Here is a 19705-nt window from a genome sequence, read left to right as displayed (position 1 = left end):
CCGGGAGCGTCATTGGTGGCAGACAGGAAATGTAGCGGGCTTTTTGGCCCGCCGGCAATGGAGACGACGCCATGTTTGCGGCCCAGAGCATCGACAGCACCAACAAGCCAGCCTTCTACCGCGAACTGGCCACCCAGTTGAAGGCGCTGCTGGAAGGCGAGAGCGACTCCGTCGCCAACGCCGCCAACACATCGGCGCTGATCTTCCAGATGGTGCCCGATCTCAACTGGGCCGGCTTCTATTTCCTGGCGTCCGACGAGGAGCTGGTGCTTGGACCGTTCCAGGGCAAGCCGGCCTGCGTGCGCATCGCCGTCGGCAAGGGCGTGTGCGGCACCGCGATCGATCTCGAAATGTCGATGCTGGTCAAGGATGTGCACGAGTTTGCCGGCCACATCGCCTGCGACGCCGACTCGCGCTCGGAACTCGTCGTGCTGCTGAGGGACAGTGACGGCGTCTTCGGCCTGATCGACCTCGACAGCCCGACGCCCAGCCGCTTCGACAAGGACGACCAGGCCGGCATCGAGGCGCTTGCCGCGATCTATGTCGCGGCGAGTTCGTTCGAGGACTAAGCGAACTTCACCAGCATCAGACTGAAGCCGCCGATGAACAGGAAGGCGCAGAAGGCGAGCGCCAGCGGGCGAAGGCCGCGCGAGCGCAGTTGCGAAATGTTGGCCTGCAGACCCATGGCGGCGAGCCCCATGGTCAGCATGATGGTGGTGGCGAACGCCATGGCCGACTTCACTTCGGCCGGCACGGCAACCAGGCTGTTCAGCGCCACGACGGCGATGAAAGCGGCGACGAACCACGGCATCGGCGGCCGCGCACCGGATTGGTCGCTTGGGCGATCGCCATTGCTCTTGCGGCGCGCCATCAGGCCGAGCGCGACGACCATCGGCGCCAGCATGGCGACGCGGGTCAGCTTGGCGACGGTGGCAATCTCGCCGGACTGGGCGCCGTTCTGGAAGCCGGCGCCGATGACCTGCGCCACCTCATGGATCGAGGCGCCGGCCCACAGGCCGAATGCGTGCTGGTCGAGGCCGAGCACCGGCGCCAGCAGCGGAAAGCCGAGCATGGCGACGGTGACGAACAGCGTTATCGAGGCGACGGCATAAGTGACGTCCTCGTCGCGCGCATCGGTGACGATGTTGGTGGCAACGATCGCCGAAGCGCCGCAGATCGAGGTGCCTGCGGCAATCAGCTGCGCCAGCTTGGCGTCGACGCCGAGCAGCCGGCCAAGCGTGATGGTGAAGACGAAGGTGGCGCCAAGGGTGGCTGCCACGATGCCGACGCCGCCCGCGCCGATGGAGGCGACCTGGCCAAGCGTCAGCTGGAAGCCGAGCAGCACGACGGCAAAGCGCAGCAGGCGCTTCTGCGAGAAGGCAATGCCGGCCTTGGCGTGGGCGGGGGTGCCGAGCACGTTGGAATAGATCATGCCGGCGACGACGGCGAGGATCATCGGGCTGAACAGCGCGAAGCCGGAGACATTATGGGCCGAGACCCCGTGATCATCGCCACCAGCACGGTCCCGGGGATGACGCCATTCCACATGGAATCGAGCCGCTTCCGGCCCACGGCCAGGTCGGCGGAAATCATGCTGATCGGAATATCGTTCGCTAGCTGGGCGGCGGAAGACAATGCAATTCTCCAAGCAAGTACCTCAGGAGAATGTCATTCCAGAATCGATCTTTCCAACGAATTGTTCTTGTTGGAATGATCGATTTTTGCGAACAGTCGGCAATGCCTTCAATCTTGCCTGTGCCATGCAAACGTAATGACTGGCTCGGTTATGCAGCTTGACGCTCTGCGTCTTGCACTCCAGCGTGGCGTCATGTCCATTTTCTCGCTCGCCATCGCCCAGCGACGTCGCCTCTGCACAGTGCGGAGCGGCAAGGCGCGACGACAAAGACCGGCACACTAAATCGGTTCGTTCGTTCCAGCCCCGCCCGCGACGTCTGCCGGCGGGGTTTTCATGTCTGGAGCCTTTGCCATGTCCAATTCTTCCATCCTGTTTCGGCCGGCCCAACCGGCGGACGGTGCCGCCATCAGGGACATTGTGCGTGCCGCCTATGCCAAATGGGTGCCTCTGATCGGCCGCGAGCCGCTGCCGATGCGCGCCGACTATGACAAGGCGGTCGCCGAACATCCGTTCGATCTCGCCATCGAAAATGGCCGCATCGTCGGCATGATCGAGACCATCCTGGCCGACGATCATCTCTGGATCGAGAATGTCTGCGTCGCGCCACAGGCGCAGGGCAGGGGCATCGGCCGGCTGTTGCTGGAACGGGCGGAGCAGAAGGCGCTGGAGGCCAGCTGCTTCGAGCTGCGCCTGCTGACCAACGGCGCCTTCATGGCCAATGTGTTGTTGTACAAACGGCATGGCTATACGATCGACCGGGAGGAGCCGTTCATGAACGGCATGACGGTCTATATGAGCAAGAAACTGGGTGATGGCCGATAACAGGGAGGATCGGATGGCAGTCAGGGTCCGGTTGAAGCCGCTCACGGGGCGGTATGCGGTTTCGCGCCTCGAAGCAAAAGACAGCATTCCCGGCTGGGCGGACGGGCCGGGCTTCGTCAGCATCACCAGGACAGAGGACGAGCTTTCGGTCGTCTGCCTGCAGGATCGGGTGCCGGACGGGGTGAAGCATGACAGGGACTGGGTCGCCCTGAAACTCCAAGGTCCCTTTGCCTTCGACGAAACCGGCATCGTCCTGTCGGTGATAAAGCCATTGTCGGAAAGCGAACTCGGCATTTTTCTGGTATCCACCTTCGATGGTGACCATCTGCTCGTCAAAGCCAAGGATGAAGCCGCGGCAAGGGGGCTTCTGGTCGCGGCGGGGCACACGCTTCTGTAGCCGTAGGCTCAATCGCCCGCCCTTGCGTTTGACATCGCTCTTGCCCCATCGTTATCCCTGAACCGATACGACGATCTGGCGATCGCCCCCATCAATTCAGAATCCCCCGAGGAGAAGCCCGTGTCACACAATCTGCAGTTCTATATCGACGGCGTGTGGGTCGATCCTGTCGTGCCCAGCACACTCGACGTCATCGACCCGTCAAACGAAGATGCTTTCGCGCAGATTTCGCTCGGCTCAAAGGCCGATGTCGACAAGGCGGTTGCGGCCGCCAAGCGCGCCTTCGAGACATTCGGCTTCACTTCGGTCGAGGAGCGCCTCGATATCCTCAACCGCATAATCGAGGTCTACAAGAAGCGCAGCGCCGATCTGGCGCTGGCCGTATCGCGCGAGATGGGCGCGCCGCGCCAGATGGCACTCGACAGCCAGGTCGGCATTGGCCTGGCACATCTGCAGAAGATGGCCGAGGTGCTGAAGTCGTTCGAATTCCGCCACGTCAAGGGCTCGTCGCTCATCGTCAAGGAGCCGATCGGGGTCGTCGGCCTGATCACGCCGTGGAACTGGCCGCTGAACCAGATCACCTGCAAGGTCGGTCCTGCGCTCGCCGCCGGCTGCACCATGGTGCTGAAGCCCTCGGAAATCGCGCCGCTCGACGCCATCATCTTTGCCGAAATCATCGACGAGGCCGGCGTTCCCAAGGGCGTCTTCAACCTCGTCAATGGCGACGGCCCGGGCGTCGGCCAGGCGCTATCCAGCCATCCCGATGTCGACATGATGTCGTTCACCGGTTCGACCCGCGCCGGCATCCTGGTCGCCAAGGCGGCCGCCGACACGGTCAAGCGCGTGCATCAGGAGCTTGGCGGCAAGTCGGCCAACATCCTGTTTCCCGATGTCGATCTCGAAAAGGCCGTCAGCAAGGGCGTCGCCGGCTGCTTCAGCAACTCGGGCCAGTCCTGCAATGCGCCGACTCGTATGTTCGTGCCGCGCGACCGCCATGACGAGGCGACCGGCTACGCCAAGACGGCGGCCGAAAAATTGACCGTCGGCCCGGCCGATGCGGCCGGCACCAAGCTCGGCCCGGTGGTCAGCCAGATCCAGTTCGACAAGATCCAGGACCTGATCCAGGCCGGCATAGATGAAGGCGCCACGCTGGTCGCGGGTGGACCGGGCCGCCCGGCAGAACTCAACCGCGGCTACTATGTCCGCCCGACCGTGTTCGCCGACGTCACATCAGACATGCGCATCGCGCGCGAGGAAATCTTCGGGCCGGTGCTGGCGATCATGCCTTACGACACAGTGGAAGAGGCGATCGGCACCGCCAACGACACTGTCTATGGGCTGGCGTCCTACATCCAGGCCAAGGACATTCAGAAGGCCCGCGAAGTCGCCGCCCGCATGCGCACCGGCACTGTCTACATCAACTATCCGCAATGGGACGCCGGCCTGCCATTCGGCGGCTACAAGCAATCCGGCAACGGCCGCGAATACGCCGAATACGGGCTGGAGGATTTCCTCGAGATCAAGGGCATCGCGGGGTATAAGGCAGCGGAGTAGGGGCTACCCCTTGGGGACCGGCAACCAGCCGGTCCCGAGGCTTCAGCTCTCAAAGGTGCGGCTTCACTCCTCCCGGAAAGCTTTCTGGATCTGATCCGACAGCGGCTTCACCAGATAGGAAAGCATCGTCCGGTCGCCCGTCGGGAAGAACACTTCGGCCGGCATGCCTGGCGCCAGCGCCAGCCCGCGCAGCTTGGCGACCTCGGTTTTGGGCAGCGTCACCCGCGCCACATAGAAGGCTGCTCCGGTGCGCTCTTCGATGGTGAGATCCGCCGAGATCCGCGACAGCGTCCCGGTCAGCTCCGGCGTGGTTTGCCGATTGAAGGCCGACAGGCGCAAAATCGCATTCTGGCCCATCGTCACCTGGTCGATATCCTGCGGTGCGATATGCGCTTCAACGGTCAGGTCGTCCGTCACCGGTACGATCTGCATCACCTGTTCGCCGGGGGTGATGACCCCGCCGATCGTATGCACCGCCAACTGCAGCACCACGCCATCCTGCGGGCTGCGCAGATCGATGCGCTTCAACTGGTCCTCGGCCGCCACCTTGCGTTCGACGAACTCGGAGATCTTTCCCTGGGTATCGCGTAAGTCGGTCGCGACCTCGCTGCGAAGATCCTGGTCGATCTGGATGATCTGCAGTTCGATCTCGGACGCCTTGCCTTTCACCTGGGCAATTCCCGCGGTCAACTGGCCATGCTCGCCTTCGAGCCGCACCGCGTCCCGTTCCAGCGACGTCATGCGGTCGATTCCTATCAGCTTGCGATGCCAGAGCGACCGCACACCTTCCAGCTCGATCTGGATCAGCTCGATCTCGCGGCGTTTCGCCTGCAGCTGCTCGGTCAGGCCGGCACTCTCCTGCTTCAACTGCGCGATCCGTTCGCGCAATTGCGATCGCTGGCCAGACCGCGCCTGGTGCCGGAAATCGAACAGCGATTGTTCTCCGGCCATCGATGCGGCGACACCGGCTTCGTCGCGCCGCGATGTCAAAACGTCCGGAAAGCTGATCGTGTCCTTGCCGTCACGCTCCGCCTCCAGGCGCGCCAACCGTGCATAAAACTCATCCAGACCTTTTGAGACGATCGCCAGATTGGCGCGTGTTGTCGTTTCATCCAGCCGCACCAGAATATCGCCCGCCTTGACCCGGTCGCCTTCACGCACCCTGATCTCGCCGACCACGCCGCCCGTCGGATGCTGAACTTTCTTTACATTGGAATCGACCACCAGCCGGCCAGCTGCGATCACCGCACCCGACATCTTGGTCACTGCCGCCAGGCCGCCAACACCTCCGACAAGCAGCAGACAGGTAGCAACGCCAGCCACGAGATAGCGGCGGACCTGCCGATGATGCAAAGCGGATCTGTCCTCGCTCATGCAGGAACGCCTCTCTCCGTGGCGGCAACGACCTTGAGCGGTGCCGCCGATCGGAAGACCTTGTTCAGCACCTCATCCTTCGGACCGAAGGCCTGCACATGGCCATTGGCCATCACCAGCACGGTGTCGACATTGGCCAGCACACTGGATCGGTGCGCGACGACGATAACGATGCCGCCGCGGTCCCTGATGCCCTGGATGGCGGCGGACAAGGCCACTTCACCCTCTGAGTCGAGATTGGAATTCGGCTCGTCCAGGATGACTAGGAAGGGATCGCCATAAAGAGAGCGGGCAAGGGCGACACGCTGGCGTTGCCCCGCCGACAGCGAGGCGCCGGCTTCGCCAACCTTTGTGTCGTAACCGTCGGCCAGATGCACGACGAGATCATGCACGCCGGCGGCCTTGGCTGCCGCAAGCACCATATCGGACGACGCATCCGGGTCGAAGCGGGCGATGTTCTGCGCAATCGTGCCGTCGAACAACTGCACATCCTGCGGCAGATAGCCGATATGTTTACCCAGCTCGTCGGCCGGCCACTGGTCAAGCGTCGCGCCGTCCAGCCGCACGGCGCCGCGCGCCGGAAGCCAGACACCTGCAAGCGTACGCACCAGCGATGATTTGCCGGAAGCACTCGGGCCGATGACCCCCAGGCCTGCTCCCCTGGCCAGTGAAAAACTTGCATCCCACACCACCGGCGTGCGTTCGCCCGGCGGGGCGACACTGACATTCTCGACCGCCAGCGCGCTGACAGGCGCGGGCAGGGTCACGCCGGTTGCGCCTTCCGGCAGCGCGGACAGAAGCTGCTTCAGGCGTGCCCAGCTTTGCCGCGCTGAAATGAAGCCCTTCCAATGCGCTATCGCCAGTTCGATCGGAGCCAGCGCCCTGCCCATCATGATCGAGCTTGCGATCATGATGCCGCCGGTCGCCTCTTGCTGGATGACCAGATAAGCGCCGATCGCCAGCATTGCCGATTGCAGCATCAACCGCAGGATCTTGGAAATCGTGCCAAGCGTTCCCGCGACATCGCTGGCCGCCGCATGGGCGTTCAGGTACTCGGCATTGACGGCAGACCACCGCTCGGCGATACGCCCGCCAAAACCCATGGCCTGCATGGCTTCGGCATTGCGCCTTGTCGCCTCGGCCAACGTGCTGCGAACGGCCGCGTGCTGTCCGGCGATCCTTGTCGGGCCGCGGGTCCGGAATTCGGCCAGAAGCGTCAGTGCAAACAGGACAACGGCGCCGGCAAGCGCGGTAACGCCGATCCAGAAATGAAAAATGAAACAGATGCCGATATAGAGCGGCATCCATGGCAGGTCGAACAAAGCGGTCGGTCCGGCACTGCCGATAAAGGAGCGGACCTGATCGAGATCCCGTAGGGGTTGCAGCCCGTCGCCGGAAGGCTTGGCGCGCAGCGGCAGGCGCATCAGCGCCGAATAGACCGACGGGCTCAGCTTTGCGTCCAACCCCTGTCCCAGCCGCACCATGAGGCGAGAGCGGATCAGCTCCAGCACTCCCTGAAACACGAACAATGTTCCCGCAAGCACCGCCAGGCCGACCAGCGTCGGCACGCTGCGACCCGGAACGACGCGGTCATAGACTTGCAACATGAAGAACGAGCCGGTCAGGGTCAGCACGTTGACGACCCCGCTCATCAGGACGATGCCCGAAAACGCACGTCGAAAGGACGCCAGGATTCCGACCAGCGTAAGCGGCGTCGATGGCGTCAGCTGCATGCAGGCTCGCAATCAGGATATGGCATCTCGTCCCTTCAATAGATAACTGCCTTGAGTGTGACATGGACGGGCAAGCCGGCCTGGAACTGCGCGCTGCCCCGCGCCACCAGCCAGCCGTCCGCACGCTCCAGGCGCGCAACGACCTGCAGCGTTGGTGAAGCGGTCGAGCTTGCGGGCAGGGGCAAGGAAAATTCTATGGTCTTTGAGCCGCCCTCGCTCTTGAGGCTGGTTTTGGCGGCGCGGCGTCGCCCACTGTCCTGAATGGCGGGATCCTCAAGATAGATCTCGAGATGACCTTCCGGGATAGCCTTGCCGCCCACAAAGGTGACGGCGCCGCGAATATCTGTTGCGCGAATATCTGGCGCGCGAATATCTGGCGATTGCGCTGCCGCTGCCCCGGTGGCCGCGGCGACTGCCGCAACTCCGGCGGCCATTAACACTGTGCGGCGGTCGGTCATCGCGTCCTCTCCCTTTTCACTGCGCTGGGGTATGCGGGAGGGGAGCCTGACGGCACCCCTCCCGGCAACGCGTTAGATGACGATGAAGTCTGCAGCCGAAAGATCCAGATTTGTGTTCAGGTGTGCAAACTGAACGGCTGCTCCCTGTCCGGAACCATCGGCGTCGTAAGACAATATTCCACTGTCGGTGTCGTAGATGATGCGGTCGTCGGCATCATGAGCAGCACCGGCTGCGCTCTTGTAGAATGAGCCCAAAGCGAGGGCGCCGTCGCCGCCAACGCTGGCAAAGATGAGGTTGTCCAGCAGGATCGTATCGTCGGCGACCTTGAAGTCCTTGATCCAGTCGATATTGCCGTTCCCGAGTTCTGTCGAGAAGCGGAAATAGTCGTCGCCGGCGCCGCCGGTCAGCGTATCGGCAGCCAGCCCGCCATCCAAAAGGTCGCTGCCGCCGCCGCCGTTGAGCGTATCGGCGCCCGCAACGCCCGGCTGAGCTGGTGCCGGCGGGAATTCGACCGACACGTTCAGCTTGTAAGTCGAGCCCTCCGGCACGGATTCGACCCAGCCATCGCCAGGAGCCGAGTCCGACCATTCGCCCTCCACAATATAGTAGGTTCCGGTTTCCTGAACGATGAAGCTGGTGCTCGAATCGCGGCCGTTGTTGGAGCCGGGGTCGTTGCCGCCATCGTCGTTCTGGGCGACGATATTGCCATCGCTGTCCAGCACCCTGACGATGCTGTCATGGACATTGGGGTCGGCAATGCCATCGATGTCGATGGTGATGATCGTGCCGGCCGCCAGGTTGATGCTGTAATATCCGCCCAAGCCGTTTCCGGTGGCATTGACGGTGGTGTGAAGGGTGGTCGTCGAATCGAAGATGTCGGGGTCGGCGGTCAGCGAGAAGTTGTTCGAGATGTCGAAGGCGGTCGAGACCGAATTGTTGGTCGCGTCCGGTCCGAGCGTGGCGTAGCCGGTGCCCATGCCCGGGCGTGGCGGAGCATCGCCCTGATAGGCGAAATCGCCGAGCAGGGTGTCATCGCCGCCGCCGCCGTCGATCTTGTCGGCGCCGCCCTGGCCGGTCAGCACATTGGCCGCGCCATCGCCGGTCAGGTGATCGTTGAAGCCCGAGCCAGCCAGATTTTCGATCGAGATATAGGTGTCGCCGCCGGATTTGCCGCCACCCAGTTTGAGGTTTTGCCCGCTGGCCGCGTCGGCGTAGTCCGCCGTGTCGCTGCCGGCGCCGCCATTCAATATATCGGCGCCGCCACCGCCGGTCAGCGTGTCGTTGCCGGCGCCGCCGGAAAGTTTGTTGGCCTGGGCGTTGCCGATGAGATGGTCGTCAAAGAACGACCCGACGGCGTTTTCGAAGCCGACCAGGATGTCGTGCCGGATAACGGTGCCGCGCCCGACGATCTGCACCGGGCCATCGCCGTCGCCGCCATTGGCCGTGCCATTGGCGAGGTCGATCGTCACGCCGGCGGAACTGCCTTCGTAGACGACCGTATCAATGCCGGCGCCGCCATCCAGATAGTCCTGGCCGGCGCCGCCGATGATCGTGTCGTTGCCGGCTTCACCGTACAGGATGTCGCCGTCATTGCCGCCATCCAGTATGTCGTTGCCGCCGCCGCCGTTGAAATAGTCGCCGCCGCCCCGGCCCCAGAAATGATTTGCCGCCGACGTACCGATGAAACGGTCGATGCGGTCATCGGAGCCGATCAGGTTTTCGATGCTGTAGAAGGTGTCGCCGGTGGCGGTGCCGCCATTGGCAACGTTCGTCTCGAGGTTGACGAGCAGTTGGAAGGGGCTCTCCTTGCTGAAGTCTACCGTGTCGACGCCGGCGCCGCCCCTGAATATATCGACGCCATCCTGGCCGCTCAGCGTATCGTCGCCGTCGCCGCCGTCGAGGATGTCGTTGCCTTGGCCGCCGAGGATCGTATCGTTGCCGCGGCCGCCATAGAGCGTGTCATTGCCGTCGTCGCTCTCGGTCTGGTCTGGAAGGTCGGCGACATCGATGGTGTTGTTGATGTCGCGGCTGGCGAGCGAGTCGCGGCCGCCGATGATGAGGTCATCGCCGCCCTGGCCGAAGATCGTGTCGTCGCCGGCGCCGCCGTCGAGCGTATTGTTGCCATTGTCGCCGAAGATGACGCTGGTCATCGTGTTGTCGCCGATGGTCGGTGCGGTTTCGGTGCCGCCGTCTCCAGGCTGGAGTGTCGACTCGTCGGCGTAGATGATGTGTTCGACGTTGGCGATTTTCCGGATATTCAAGTTCCGGTTCAGCAGAACGACCGTGTCATTCCCGCCATTCGCTTCCTCGCGCACGATGTCGTCGAGGGAATCGACGAAGTAGGTGTCGTCGCCGCCATTGCCGGCCATGCGGTCGCCGCCGCCGCGGCCATCCAGCACGTTGGCTCCGTCATTGCCAATCAGGACGTCGTCATAGCTGCTGCCGATGCCGTTCTCGATGTAATAGTCGGTGCCATCGGCGTTGTGCCCGGCAAAGATCGACACATTGTTGCTGTGGCCGTTGACGCTGGAGAACTGTCCGGCGCGCAGATCGAGGATCGTGCCGGCCGTCGAGCCGGAGAAGTCGATCGTGTCGGTTCCGCCGGTGTCATGGATGACAAAACCGATATCGTGCTGCATGCCCGAGGAGGTCAGCCGGTAGCCGTCCACGGCACTGCCGAAGCCGTAGACGTTGTCGCCCATGTTGAGATCGATATGCTGATAGGTGCGCACGCCGTTCTCGTCGACGGTGGAGAAAAAGCGGCGGATGACAGCCTCGATGTCGGCCATCATCGGCGTTGACGCCGACCAGCGGCTGGTTTCACCGACATCGATCCCGTCGAAATAGGACATGACGCTGTATTGCTGACGGTCGTAGGTCCAGGTCGCATTGTTCAGATAATTGATCTGTACGCCGCCTGGGCCGCTGTAATTGTAGAGCCCGGGGTGGTTCAGCCCGAACTCATGACCGAATTCATGGATGAAGGAATCGAAGACATAGCCGCCAATATCCGTCTTGTTGACCTCGGTGTCGTGGAAACGCTGGCCGATGCTGACATAGCGGTCGTTGGAATAGGCGCTGCCGTCGTCCTCTTCGCCCAGTTCGGGGCTGACAACCTGCATCCAGTCCGTTGCGCTGTTGTATGGTGCATTGTCGACGATTTCGAACTTCAACGGGGTGACACTGGCCCACATCTGCAAGGCGCCGATCGCGGCGGCCTTGTATTCGGGATGGTCATTGAGCTCGGAGACATTTATCCTCAGCGTTCCCGCCGCGATCGCCGGCGTTATCGACCGGTCCAGCGCTCCAAGGTAGGTGAGGAAGGCCCCGTAATCTTCGCTTTTGCCGTACGGGTTGTCCGGCGTCTGGTCGTTGACCCACCATTGATCGCTGGTTTGGCTTGAGTTCGGCATCCTTGGGACTCCTTGGTCTCGCAGCCGTGGCAATTACGGCTGTACGGTTTAGCAGTTGCCAACCACCGACAAGCATCGTTTGCGTTTGCCGGTCGAGCCCCGTCCCAGTGCCAACAATGCTATTGGAATCTTCACTTGTCTAGCCTCAGTTCGCGCTCGGTACATATGAAGGTTCTTGGGCGCGCTTGTACCGGCGGGTTTTGAGATACTGGTTTGGTGTTAATTGAGCTATCGCTAATCTATGGTCGTACTCGCCCGTAGGCACGAGGGGCTGAATGCGCAAGCGTGCTTCAGGAACCCGTCCGGCGCGCGAAATGTTCATATGTCACGCGCCAGGGGTCGCTCTCCGCTCGTCTCTCCTCACCGATCCAGTGAAAGCTGCCGGCGGTGATCTCGGTGAACCGCCACCGAGCCTGCAGGCCGCGCGAGTCGGCGCCCATCTGGACGATGTCCTTGCCTTCGGCCCGCCCGATCTGGCGCGAGTAATCCTGGTTGAGCGGATCGCTCCAGATGATGTGCCAGCCACCCATCCCGGGATCGAAGACGCGCAAGGTCGTGCCATACATGGTGGACGGGGCAGGGCGCCTGGGCCTGATCCAGATGTCCTGAATGGCGCGGCCTTCGAGCACCCAGCCAAAGTGACACTCGCCATCCCATTTCTGAATTGTGCCGTCGTTGCGGTGGTGGAGCGTCTCCAAGTCCCAACTGCCGATCAACCATCCATACAGGTCCATGTCTTTCGCCCGGTCGGCTGGCGGACCTTCGGATGAAACGTCGCCATGATTGTCTCCAGGCAAGCCGCGCCGAAACGCTGGGCGTTCCAACCCTTGCACCGTTGCGGGTTCCTGGTCTTGGGAAAAATTGCGGTAATGCTGCTGTGAAGGCAGCCGGCCTTCCGCGTTCGCGCCATACCAAATCTATGCGTGAATGCTAATGTAGCGTCGGCGGGTACCCCAATGCCCGCCTGGCCGGCGCCTCCTCAGGCAATCTCTTGATGAGCGGCGCCGGCCGCTGGCTTCGGCGGCAAACTCCTGCCGGAGGATATCAGGCTTGGCACGCGGTTATTGCAGGGCAGTTTTGGCAGGCTTCCGATCTCGGTCTGTATCCCCAGAACGTCCGCTGCCCAATCGCAGTTCCGGAGAAGCATCGCTCGATTTCATGATCATTGGAACCCAATCAATTCTCGGGTGGCGCTTCATCTTCCCAGCCGGCCAGCTCCGGCAGGTCGTCAAGCCAGCTTTTCTCTGTGATCGAGGCTTCGCCGGCCTGCGGCACAGCCTCAGTCGCGTTTTGAATGAGCCAGTCCATCCACTTGCGATAGGCAGGCGGGGCCAATTCCGGCGGAAGCACCTTGGCCTTGGCCAGCATGCGTTTGCGGAAACTGAGTTGCCGGCGCAGTTTCGTCGTCGTGAATTTTATCGCCTTGCCCTGATATTCCACCGTCCAGCGCCCATCGCCGTGGCTGGTCAGCCTGTCGATGGCAAAACCGGCATCGACCGGCCTGTCGCGCCAGGGAAGCTCGATGGCATTCCGCCTGAGATCGAGTGCCCATCGCCGGTAATCGGCCCCGGCACGCTGCGGCGGCAGAACGCCAGCCTGTTCGAGGATTTTCCTGCGAAAGGTAGGCTGCTTCTTGATCTGGCCGGTTGTCAGCTCGATGCGATGCCCACGGAACTCGACATGCCAGCGGATTCTCCCGTTGCCGACATATTTTGCCAGCCTGTCGATGGCGAACTCGTCGTCGGACAACTCCACGCATCCCTGGCGGATGCGTTCGAGGATGTACTGGCTGTCAGTGGGCATGACGTGCCTTGGCTGGGGAACCTGGATTCGAACCAGGACTAACGGAGTCAGAGTCCGTGGGTCTACCGTTAACCTATTCCCCAGCAGGCGCTGTCGCGCTGGTGGGCCGCCGAAGCAGCCGCGCGTGCCTTGTAGCCGCCGCCGGAAAATAGTCAAGCCTAAGCTGCGTTTCAATCACAGCGTTTCATAGGGGCAATTACGCCCGGGTGGCGCGCCGCACCCAATCATCCTCAGCTCTCCGTCCGGCTGTATTGCGAATGCTCGAAGAACAGCACCACGCCGAGCGCGATCAGCAGCGGGATGATCAGGTAGAACAGGCGAAACACCAAAAGTGCCGCCAGCACGCCGACCGGGTCCATCTGCGACAGGCCGGCGAGGAACACGACCTCGAACACGCCAAGCCCGCCGGGCGCATGCGAGATCTGCGCAACCGAGAACGACACCAGGAACACGCCGAGGATAACGAAATAGCCGGGATTGCCGGCCACGGGCAGGGCAAAGAAGATGATCGCGGCTGCCGCCAGCAGCTCGATCGGGCCGATCAGCAATTGCCGTGCCACGATCGGCAGCGCCGGGTAATGCAACTGGAAACCGGCGATCTTGAGCGGCTTCAGATGCAGCCAGCTGCCGAAGATATAGGCGCCGACCAGAATGAGCAAAGCGATGCCGGCGGCGATCGCCAGCCCATGGTGGGGCGCGCCGGAGAAGCGGCCGATGATCTGCGGCTCGAACACCAGCACCAGGCCGCCGACCAGCAGGCTGGAGAGCACGAAAGTGATCCAGCAGATCGCCACCAATATGCCGACATCCTGGCCGGTGAGCCCCCTGGTGCCATAAGCGCGGTAGCGGATCACCGCGCCCGAAAGCACCGAGCCGCCAATGTTGTGCGACAGCGCATAGGTGGTGAAGGAGCAGAAGGTGACGAACAGCCACGACACCTTCTTGCCGATATGTAGAAGGGCAATGTGGTCGTAGCCGGCAAGCGAGGCGTAGGCGACCACCGAGCTCAGCGCCGCCAGCACCCAGCCGCGCGTCGGGATGGCTGATATGCCGTCCCAGACATCGTCGATCGAGATGCCGCGCAACTCATGCCACAGCAACAACAGCGACCCGATGACCGCCGCGACACCGATGACCGGCCACAGATAGCGCTTCCAATTCGTGCCCCCCCAATTCATGGAGTTGTCGTCATGTGTTGCTGCCCATCGCCCAGGCGGGCGTTAAAACGTCCGCGATTCACCAATTCCCCCTCATTTCAGAAATGCCTCATTGAAGCCGGCTATTCAACCGGCAAGGGTGAGCAGCCGGTTCGCCAACGGCGAATTCGTCGTGCCAGTGGCAAGATGAAAAGGCTAGCGAACGCCGGGACGCTGCAAAGCAGCGGGGACGTGGCAGGACGCAGCCGGCAAAATTTGGCCCCTTGCTCTTGGTGATCCGGTCCGGCGCTGCTACTCTGGCGGCAACTTAAAATTTTTAAGCGCCTGCTGCGTCCGGTTTTCCGGTTCGCGCGGCGCCGGAAGGAACTGAAGTGGAAGACCACGACACCGGCGCTGGCGCGCCGGAAGTGGGCGTGTCCAGGGCTTCGCCGCCGTCAGGCGGGCCAAGCCCATCCGCCGGGTGGCCCCGCCAGGCGGGGCCTCAGTCCGGCAACGGACAGGCCGGCGAAGCCCAGCATCAGCGAGGCAAGGCGAGAAAGCGGCGCAAGCGCCGGCGTGGGCGCAAGGTTTTTGCGCGCGACGACAGCCCTCTCGCAACGGCCGCAGCGGTTGGTGCGCCGGCCTCCGTCGGCCCGGCCGCTCCAGCGCCGGTGCCTTTGCCCTCGGCGCCACAATCCCGACCGGAACAGCCAATGCATCGTCCGCCGATGCAGGAACTGCCGGTGTTTGCCGCGCTCGATCTCGGCACCAACAATTGCCGGCTCTTGGTCGCGGTGCCGCAGCGCCATGGCCAGTTCCGCGTCATCGACGCCTTCTCGCGCATCGTCAGGCTGGGCGAGGGGCTGACGGCGAATGGGCACCTGAGCCAGGCGGCGATGGACCGCGCCGTCGAGGCGCTGAAGATCTGCGGCGACAAATTGCGCAACCGCAAGATCCGCAAGGCACGGCTGATCGCCACCGAGGCCTGCCGCACCGCCGACAATGGCGTGGAATTTTTGCAGCGCGTCGAACGAGAGGCGGGGTTGAAGCTGGAAATCATCGATCGCCAGACCGAGGCGCGTCTGGCTGTATCCGGCTGCGGCTCGCTGATCGAGCGCGACACGCAAGGCGTGGTGCTGTTCGACATTGGCGGTGGCTCGTCCGAAATCGCGCTGATCGACCTCACCGGCCAGCGCTCGCCGCGGCTGGCCAACCACATCGTGTCGTGGACCTCGCTGCCGGTCGGCGTCGTCTCTCTGGCCGAACGCTTTGGCGGCCGCACGGTGACGCGCGAGATCTTTGCCGCCATGGTCGACGACGTCGCGGTGCGGCTGAAAGCCTTCGACGGCCGCGACCGGCTGAGCCATGTGCTGGCCAGTCCGAAATTCCATCTGCTGGGCACATCCGGCACGGTGACGACGCTGGCCGGCGTCCATCTCGATCTCGAACGCTACGACCGCCGCCGCGTCGATGGGCTGTGGATGGACCGCGACAGCGTCGACCGCATGGTCGAAAAACTGGTCGGCTGGGACTTCCAGCAGCGCTGCGCCAACCCTTGCATCGGCGCCGACCGTGCCGATCTTGTGCTGGCCGGCTGTGCTATCCTGGAAGCCATCCGTGCGGTGTGGCCGTCGGAGCGGCTGCGCGTCGCCGACCGGGGCTTACGCGAAGGCATTTTGAGCGAGCTGATGGCCGATGACGGCGTCTGGCGCAACAGTGGGCGGGGCCGAGCATGATCCGCATTGCTTTGGTGAACGGTCGACCCCCACTCCGTCGAGCTTCGCTCGACACCTCTCCCCCGATCGACGGGGTAGAGGAAGGGCGCGAACTTATGCAGACCAGCGCCTTTCCTCTCCCTCCGGAGGGGGGAGAGGTGGCGCCGCGAAGCGGCGACGGAGTGGGGGAAGCCCTTCGCGAAACGCGAAGCCGCCGAAAAACGGCGGCAACTCGGCGAGTGCAAAAACTCAAACAAGAAAAAAAGTCATGACCAAGAAGCCGGAAAAGCCGGGCTCCGCCAGCATTCGTGTCCTCAAAACGCGGATCAAGAAGAAGAGCGGCCTGAAGGAATCGTCGCGCCGCTGGCTGCAGCGCCACATCAATGATCCCTATGTCCAGCGCTCCAAGGCCGACGGCTATCGCTCGCGCGCTGCCTACAAGCTGATCGAGATCGATGACAAGCATCATCTGCTGAAACCCGGCATGAAGGTCATCGATCTCGGTGCGGCCCCCGGCGGCTGGTGCCAGGTGGCGGCCGCGAGGACGAAATCGACGGCTGATAATCCACATGTCATCGGCATCGACTATCTCGAAATGGATGCGGTGCCGGGTGCGCCGGTGCTGCTGATGGATTTCCTCGACCCGGAAGCGCCGCAAAAGCTCGCCGAGGCGCTGGGCGGCGACCCCGATATCGTGTTGTCCGACATGGCCGCGCCGACCACCGGCCACAAGCGAACCGACCACATCCGCACCATGCATCTGTGCGAGGTGGCCGCCGATTTCGCGCTGTCGGTGCTGAAGCCGGGCGGGCACTTTTTGGCCAAGACGTTTCAAGGCGGCGCCGAAAACGAGCTGCTGTCGATGCTCAAGAAGAACTTCCGCTCGGTGCACCACGTGAAGCCGCCGGCGTCGCGGGATGAGTCGGTGGAGTTGTATTTGCTGGCGAAGGATTTTAAGGGCAGAGACGGCACGGCGTGAAAGACGCTTCGTAGCGCTCCGTCCCTCTGTCCTGCCGGACATCTCGCCCGCAAGGGGGGAGATTGGCAGCTGCGACCGCCTCGCCATTCCTTCAAAGTTGCAAGATTGGCGAAAGCCGCGTGATATCCGATCTCCCCCCTTGCGGGGGAGATGGCCGGCAGGCCAGAGGGGGGGTGTGAAGGATCGCCGACGTCGACGATTTTCGTCGCGCCGCCCCTTACTTCCCAGCCGTGCTCACCGGCTCCAGCGTCTTCGGCGTCGTCAGCCGGCCATGTCCCGATACGGCATTGCCGGCATCCGGCGCCAGCCGCATGAATGACACGGACGCTGCCGCCGACACCGCCGCCACGATGAAGAAGGCGATGTGGAAATCGCCGAGCGCCAGCGGTCCGCCACGGATCGAGGTCGAGACTTCCAGGATGCCGCCGGCCAGCGCCACGGCGAGCGCGATCGACAACTGCTGGAACACCGCCGTGATCGGCGTTGCCTTGCTGGTGTCTTCAGCCGTCACCTCGGCATAGGAGAGCGCGTTGACGCCGGTGAAGAACATCGAGCGGATAAACCCGCCGACCAGCAATATCGCCAGCATCAGCGCGTAAGGCGTCTCCGGCGTGAACAGGCCGTAGATGGCGATCGATGCGGCGGCGATCAGCGAGCCCCAGATCAGCACCCGGCGGAAGCCGGCGAGCCGGAAGATCAGCGCGGTGACGAACTTCATGCCAATGGCGCCGATGGCCGAGACGAAGGTGATCATGCCCGACTGGAACGGCGTCAGCCCGAAGCCGATCTGGAACATCAGGGGCAACAGGAACGGCACCGCGCCGATGCCGATGCGAAACAGCGAGCCGCCGAGCACCGAGGAGCGGAACACCTGGTTGCGGAACAGTTCCAGCGCCAGTAGGGGATTCTTGGCGCGCCGCGCATGCAGCAGATAGAGCACGCCGGAAATCAGCCCGACCGCCACGGTGATGAGGCCGGTCGCCGGCGGCAGATAGGGCAGGCTGACCACCGACAGGCCAAAGACGACGCCGGAGGCCGCCAGCCCGCTCAGCACGAAACCGACGAAATCGAGCGGCGGCGTCTCCATCGAGTCGGTTTGCGGCAGGAAGCGCGTCGCCAGCCAGATGCCGATCAGGCCGATCGGCACGTTGATCAGAAAGATCCAGTGCCAGGTGAAATAAGTGGTGATGAAGCCGCCGATCGGTGGTCCGACGAGCGGTCCGACCAGCGCCGGCACCGTCAGCCACGACATGGCGGCAACCAGCTCGCTCTTCGGCGTCGCGCGCACCAGGACCAGCCGGCCGACCGGCGTCATCATGGCGCCGCCTATGCCTTGCAGGAAGCGCGAGACGACAAAGGCCGGCAGCGAGTTGGAGACGGCGCAGCAGACCGAGCCGACGATGAACACGCCGATCGCGGCGCGAAAAATGGTCTTGGCGCCGAACCGGTCGGCCATCCAGCCGCTGATCGGAATGAAGATGGCCAGCGACACCAGATAGGCGGTCAGCGCCAGCTTGAGCGCGATCGGGCTGGTGTGGATGTCGACGGCGATCGCCGGCAGCGATGTCGCAATGACGGTCGAATCCATGTTTTCCATGAACAAGGCGACCGCCAGAATGAGCGGAATGATGCGGTTCAACGAACGCGTCCGAACTGGTCTAAATGTGCCTGCCGGCCAATCCAGGCAATGAAAAGGCGGGCAAGCCGATACAAACGGGCGGTTATCACGCCTCAGGCGCGATGTCGCATTAATTTGCTGTCATTTTTGTGCGACCGTGGGCGGACAAGAGGCATCGCTGCGTTTCGCCACATTGAATGAACTTGCGAAAATTGACCGGGTTCACTATGCTGTAGCGAATATAACTACTATCTGGACAATGTCATGGAAGAAGCCGTTTCCGCAGCCGACGCCAACCGCAAATTCTCGCTCCTCCTGCGCGGTGTCCGCGAAGGACAGAGCTATGTCGTGACCAGCCATGGGCGCCCCGTGGCGCGGATCGTGCCTGCAGGGCAGCCCGACCCTGCGGCGTCTCGTTCGCGCACAGCGCTGCTGTCGCGCCTCGAACGCCAGCCTGTTGTAGAAGCCGGGCGCTGGAGCCGCGACGAGCTTTACGAGGACGAGCGGTGAAGGTCGCGCTCGATACCAACATCCTTGTTTATGCCGAGGGGATCAACGGAGCCGAGAAGCGCGACATCGTTTTCGGCCTGCTGCACGACATTGCGCAAGAGGCAGCCGTCATTCCAGTCCAAGTGCTCGGCGAATTGTTCACCGTTCTCACACGCAAGGCCGGACGATCACGTGCACAAGCGCGCGACGCCCTGTTGAGCTGGCGCGACGCGTTTCCGGTTGTCGGCACGACGCCGGAGGTGATGACGGTCGCGGCTGATCTTGCGACCGATCACCATTTCGGCATCTGGGATGCGACCATCCTGTCTGTTGCCTCGCAAACCGGTTGCCGGCTGCTGCTGTCGGAAGATCTGCAGGACGGCTTCACCTGGGGCGGCGTAACGGTCGTCAATCCTTTCGCGTCACCGCGCCATGTCTTGCTCGATGCCCTGTTGGGCAAGTCCGCCGAATAGGCCACGACCGGCTTTTCATCGGCGCCGCGACGTGTTACCAGCCAGCGCCAATCCTGAAAGGGAAGAAACGAGTCGGCGCTGTCCATTTCGGTCCAGCGCTTTTT

Annotated in this window: 16 protein-coding genes, 1 tRNA gene and 1 pseudogene; 8 read left to right on the top strand and 10 right to left on the bottom strand. The window is 63.0% G+C overall.

Annotated features, from left to right (window positions below):
- Window positions 1-71: 71 nt before the first annotated feature.
- Window positions 72-569 carry a GAF domain-containing protein gene (locus X727_RS151250; RefSeq protein ID WP_023824573.1) on the top strand — a complete coding sequence of 166 codons (498 nt, stop codon included), beginning with the start codon at window positions 72-74 and terminating at the stop codon, window positions 567-569.
- Here X727_RS151250 and X727_RS01000000164705 read toward each other — a convergent pair.
- Window positions 566-1635: pseudogene (locus tag X727_RS01000000164705) on the bottom strand (YeiH family protein). The gene X727_RS151250 and the pseudogene X727_RS01000000164705 overlap by 4 nt on opposite strands.
- A gap of 352 nt (window positions 1636-1987) precedes the next feature.
- On the opposite strand from X727_RS01000000164705, the gene X727_RS151255 reads away from it, so the two are divergent.
- The 3 genes from X727_RS151255 (at window position 1988) to X727_RS151265 (ending at window position 4409) form a co-directional block, all read left to right on the top strand.
- Complete coding sequence (locus tag X727_RS151255; protein WP_023834269.1) at window positions 1988-2458, top strand: GNAT family N-acetyltransferase; 471 nt, start codon at window positions 1988-1990, stop codon at window positions 2456-2458.
- A gap of 13 nt (window positions 2459-2471) precedes the next feature.
- Window positions 2472-2855 carry an ACT domain-containing protein gene (locus tag X727_RS151260; protein ID WP_023705798.1) on the top strand — a complete coding sequence of 128 codons (384 nt, stop codon included), beginning with the start codon at window positions 2472-2474 and terminating at the stop codon, window positions 2853-2855.
- A 120-nt stretch (window positions 2856-2975) separates the two neighbouring features.
- Complete coding sequence (locus X727_RS151265; protein ID WP_023834268.1) at window positions 2976-4409, top strand: aldehyde dehydrogenase family protein; 1434 nt, start codon at window positions 2976-2978, stop codon at window positions 4407-4409.
- A 63-nt stretch (window positions 4410-4472) separates the two neighbouring features.
- Here X727_RS151265 and X727_RS151270 read toward each other — a convergent pair whose 3' ends face one another.
- The 8 genes from X727_RS151270 to X727_RS151300 form a co-directional block, all read right to left on the bottom strand.
- Entirely contained in the window at window positions 4473-5783 is a 1311-nt protein-coding gene (locus tag X727_RS151270; RefSeq protein WP_023689671.1) for an HlyD family type I secretion periplasmic adaptor subunit, read from the bottom strand.
- On the bottom strand, window positions 5780-7516 hold the full coding sequence (locus X727_RS151275; protein ID WP_023698050.1) for a type I secretion system permease/ATPase: 1737 nt from the start codon (window positions 7514-7516) through the stop codon (window positions 5780-5782). The genes X727_RS151270 and X727_RS151275 overlap by 4 nt, the downstream gene beginning before the upstream one ends.
- A gap of 35 nt (window positions 7517-7551) precedes the next feature.
- A complete protein-coding gene (locus tag X727_RS151280) occupies window positions 7552-7974 on the bottom strand; it encodes a hypothetical protein (protein ID WP_023682883.1) in 423 nt (140 codons plus the stop codon).
- 72 nt (window positions 7975-8046) lie between these two features.
- Window positions 8047-11388 carry a M10 family metallopeptidase C-terminal domain-containing protein gene (locus X727_RS151285; RefSeq protein ID WP_023834267.1) on the bottom strand — a complete coding sequence of 1114 codons (3342 nt, stop codon included), beginning with the start codon at window positions 11386-11388 and terminating at the stop codon, window positions 8047-8049.
- A gap of 290 nt (window positions 11389-11678) precedes the next feature.
- Window positions 11679-12122 (bottom strand): hypothetical protein, encoded by a 444-nt coding sequence (locus tag X727_RS151290; RefSeq protein WP_245274163.1) that lies wholly within the window; start codon window positions 12120-12122, stop codon window positions 11679-11681.
- 442 nt (window positions 12123-12564) lie between these two features.
- Window positions 12565-13191, bottom strand: coding sequence for a hypothetical protein (locus tag X727_RS0133940; RefSeq protein ID WP_031204235.1), 627 nt, complete (start codon window positions 13189-13191; stop codon window positions 12565-12567).
- Between the two features lie 9 nt (window positions 13192-13200).
- A tRNA-Gln gene (locus X727_RS151295) sits at window positions 13201-13274 on the bottom strand.
- 147 nt (window positions 13275-13421) lie between these two features.
- The gene (locus X727_RS151300) at window positions 13422-14369 is read right to left on the bottom strand and encodes a lysylphosphatidylglycerol synthase domain-containing protein (RefSeq protein ID WP_023834265.1); all 948 of its coding nucleotides are present in this window, start codon (window positions 14367-14369) and stop codon (window positions 13422-13424) included.
- 350 nt (window positions 14370-14719) lie between these two features.
- Between X727_RS151300 and X727_RS151305 the strand changes: the two genes are divergently transcribed.
- Together X727_RS151305 and X727_RS151310 are read left to right on the top strand one after the other, a co-directional pair.
- A complete protein-coding gene (locus tag X727_RS151305; RefSeq protein WP_023834264.1) occupies window positions 14720-16063 on the top strand; it encodes a Ppx/GppA phosphatase family protein in 1344 nt (447 codons plus the stop codon).
- Window positions 16064-16310: 247 nt separating this feature from the next.
- Window positions 16311-17021: an RlmE family RNA methyltransferase gene (locus X727_RS151310; protein WP_023694903.1), complete on the top strand. Its 711-nt coding sequence runs from the start codon at window positions 16311-16313 to the stop codon at window positions 17019-17021.
- Between the two features lie 217 nt (window positions 17022-17238).
- On the opposite strand, the gene X727_RS151315 is transcribed toward X727_RS151310, so the two are convergent.
- The gene (locus tag X727_RS151315) at window positions 17239-18660 is read right to left on the bottom strand and encodes an MFS transporter (protein ID WP_023805084.1); all 1422 of its coding nucleotides are present in this window, start codon (window positions 18658-18660) and stop codon (window positions 17239-17241) included.
- 243 nt (window positions 18661-18903) lie between these two features.
- Here X727_RS151315 and X727_RS151320 point away from each other — a divergent pair, with 243 nt between their 5' ends.
- Both X727_RS151320 and X727_RS151325 read left to right on the top strand, forming a co-directional pair.
- The gene (locus X727_RS151320) at window positions 18904-19149 is read left to right on the top strand and encodes a type II toxin-antitoxin system prevent-host-death family antitoxin (protein ID WP_023673036.1); all 246 of its coding nucleotides are present in this window, start codon (window positions 18904-18906) and stop codon (window positions 19147-19149) included.
- Complete coding sequence (locus tag X727_RS151325) at window positions 19146-19601, top strand: PIN domain-containing protein (protein WP_023673035.1); 456 nt, start codon at window positions 19146-19148, stop codon at window positions 19599-19601. Before X727_RS151320 ends, X727_RS151325 begins: the two co-directional genes overlap by 4 nt.
- The last annotated feature ends 104 nt before the right edge of the window (window positions 19602-19705 follow it).

This window comes from Mesorhizobium sp. L103C105A0 (genome assembly GCF_000502215.1).
Taxonomy (GTDB): Bacteria; Pseudomonadota; Alphaproteobacteria; order Rhizobiales; family Rhizobiaceae; genus Mesorhizobium.
Note: the sequence above shows the minus strand (reverse complement) of the source record. Positions and strands in the feature narration are given on the sequence as shown.

Bases quoted from the DNA above. Each gene is read 5' to 3' on its own strand.
- X727_RS151255 (WP_023834269.1), top strand. From the start codon at position 1,988: ATGTCCAATTCTTCCATCCTGTTTCGGCCGGCCCAACCGGCGGACGGT.
- X727_RS151270 (WP_023689671.1), bottom strand. From the start codon at position 5,783: ATGAGCGAGGACAGATCCGCTTTGCATCATCGGCAGGTCCGCCGCTAT.
- X727_RS151275 (WP_023698050.1), bottom strand. From the start codon at position 7,516: ATGCAGCTGACGCCATCGACGCCGCTTACGCTGGTCGGAATCCTGGCG.
- X727_RS151260 (WP_023705798.1), top strand. From the start codon at position 2,472: ATGGCAGTCAGGGTCCGGTTGAAGCCGCTCACGGGGCGGTATGCGGTT.
- X727_RS151300 (WP_023834265.1), bottom strand. From the start codon at position 14,369: ATGAATTGGGGGGGCACGAATTGGAAGCGCTATCTGTGGCCGGTCATC.
- X727_RS151320 (WP_023673036.1), top strand. From the start codon at position 18,904: ATGGAAGAAGCCGTTTCCGCAGCCGACGCCAACCGCAAATTCTCGCTC.
- X727_RS151290 (WP_245274163.1), bottom strand. From the start codon at position 12,122: ATGGACCTGTATGGATGGTTGATCGGCAGTTGGGACTTGGAGACGCTC.
- X727_RS151280 (WP_023682883.1), bottom strand. From the start codon at position 7,974: ATGACCGACCGCCGCACAGTGTTAATGGCCGCCGGAGTTGCGGCAGTC.
- X727_RS0133940 (WP_031204235.1), bottom strand. From the start codon at position 13,191: ATGCCCACTGACAGCCAGTACATCCTCGAACGCATCCGCCAGGGATGC.
- X727_RS151310 (WP_023694903.1), top strand. From the start codon at position 16,311: ATGACCAAGAAGCCGGAAAAGCCGGGCTCCGCCAGCATTCGTGTCCTC.
- X727_RS151250 (WP_023824573.1), top strand. From the start codon at position 72: ATGTTTGCGGCCCAGAGCATCGACAGCACCAACAAGCCAGCCTTCTAC.
- X727_RS151285 (WP_023834267.1), bottom strand. From the start codon at position 11,388: ATGCCGAACTCAAGCCAAACCAGCGATCAATGGTGGGTCAACGACCAG.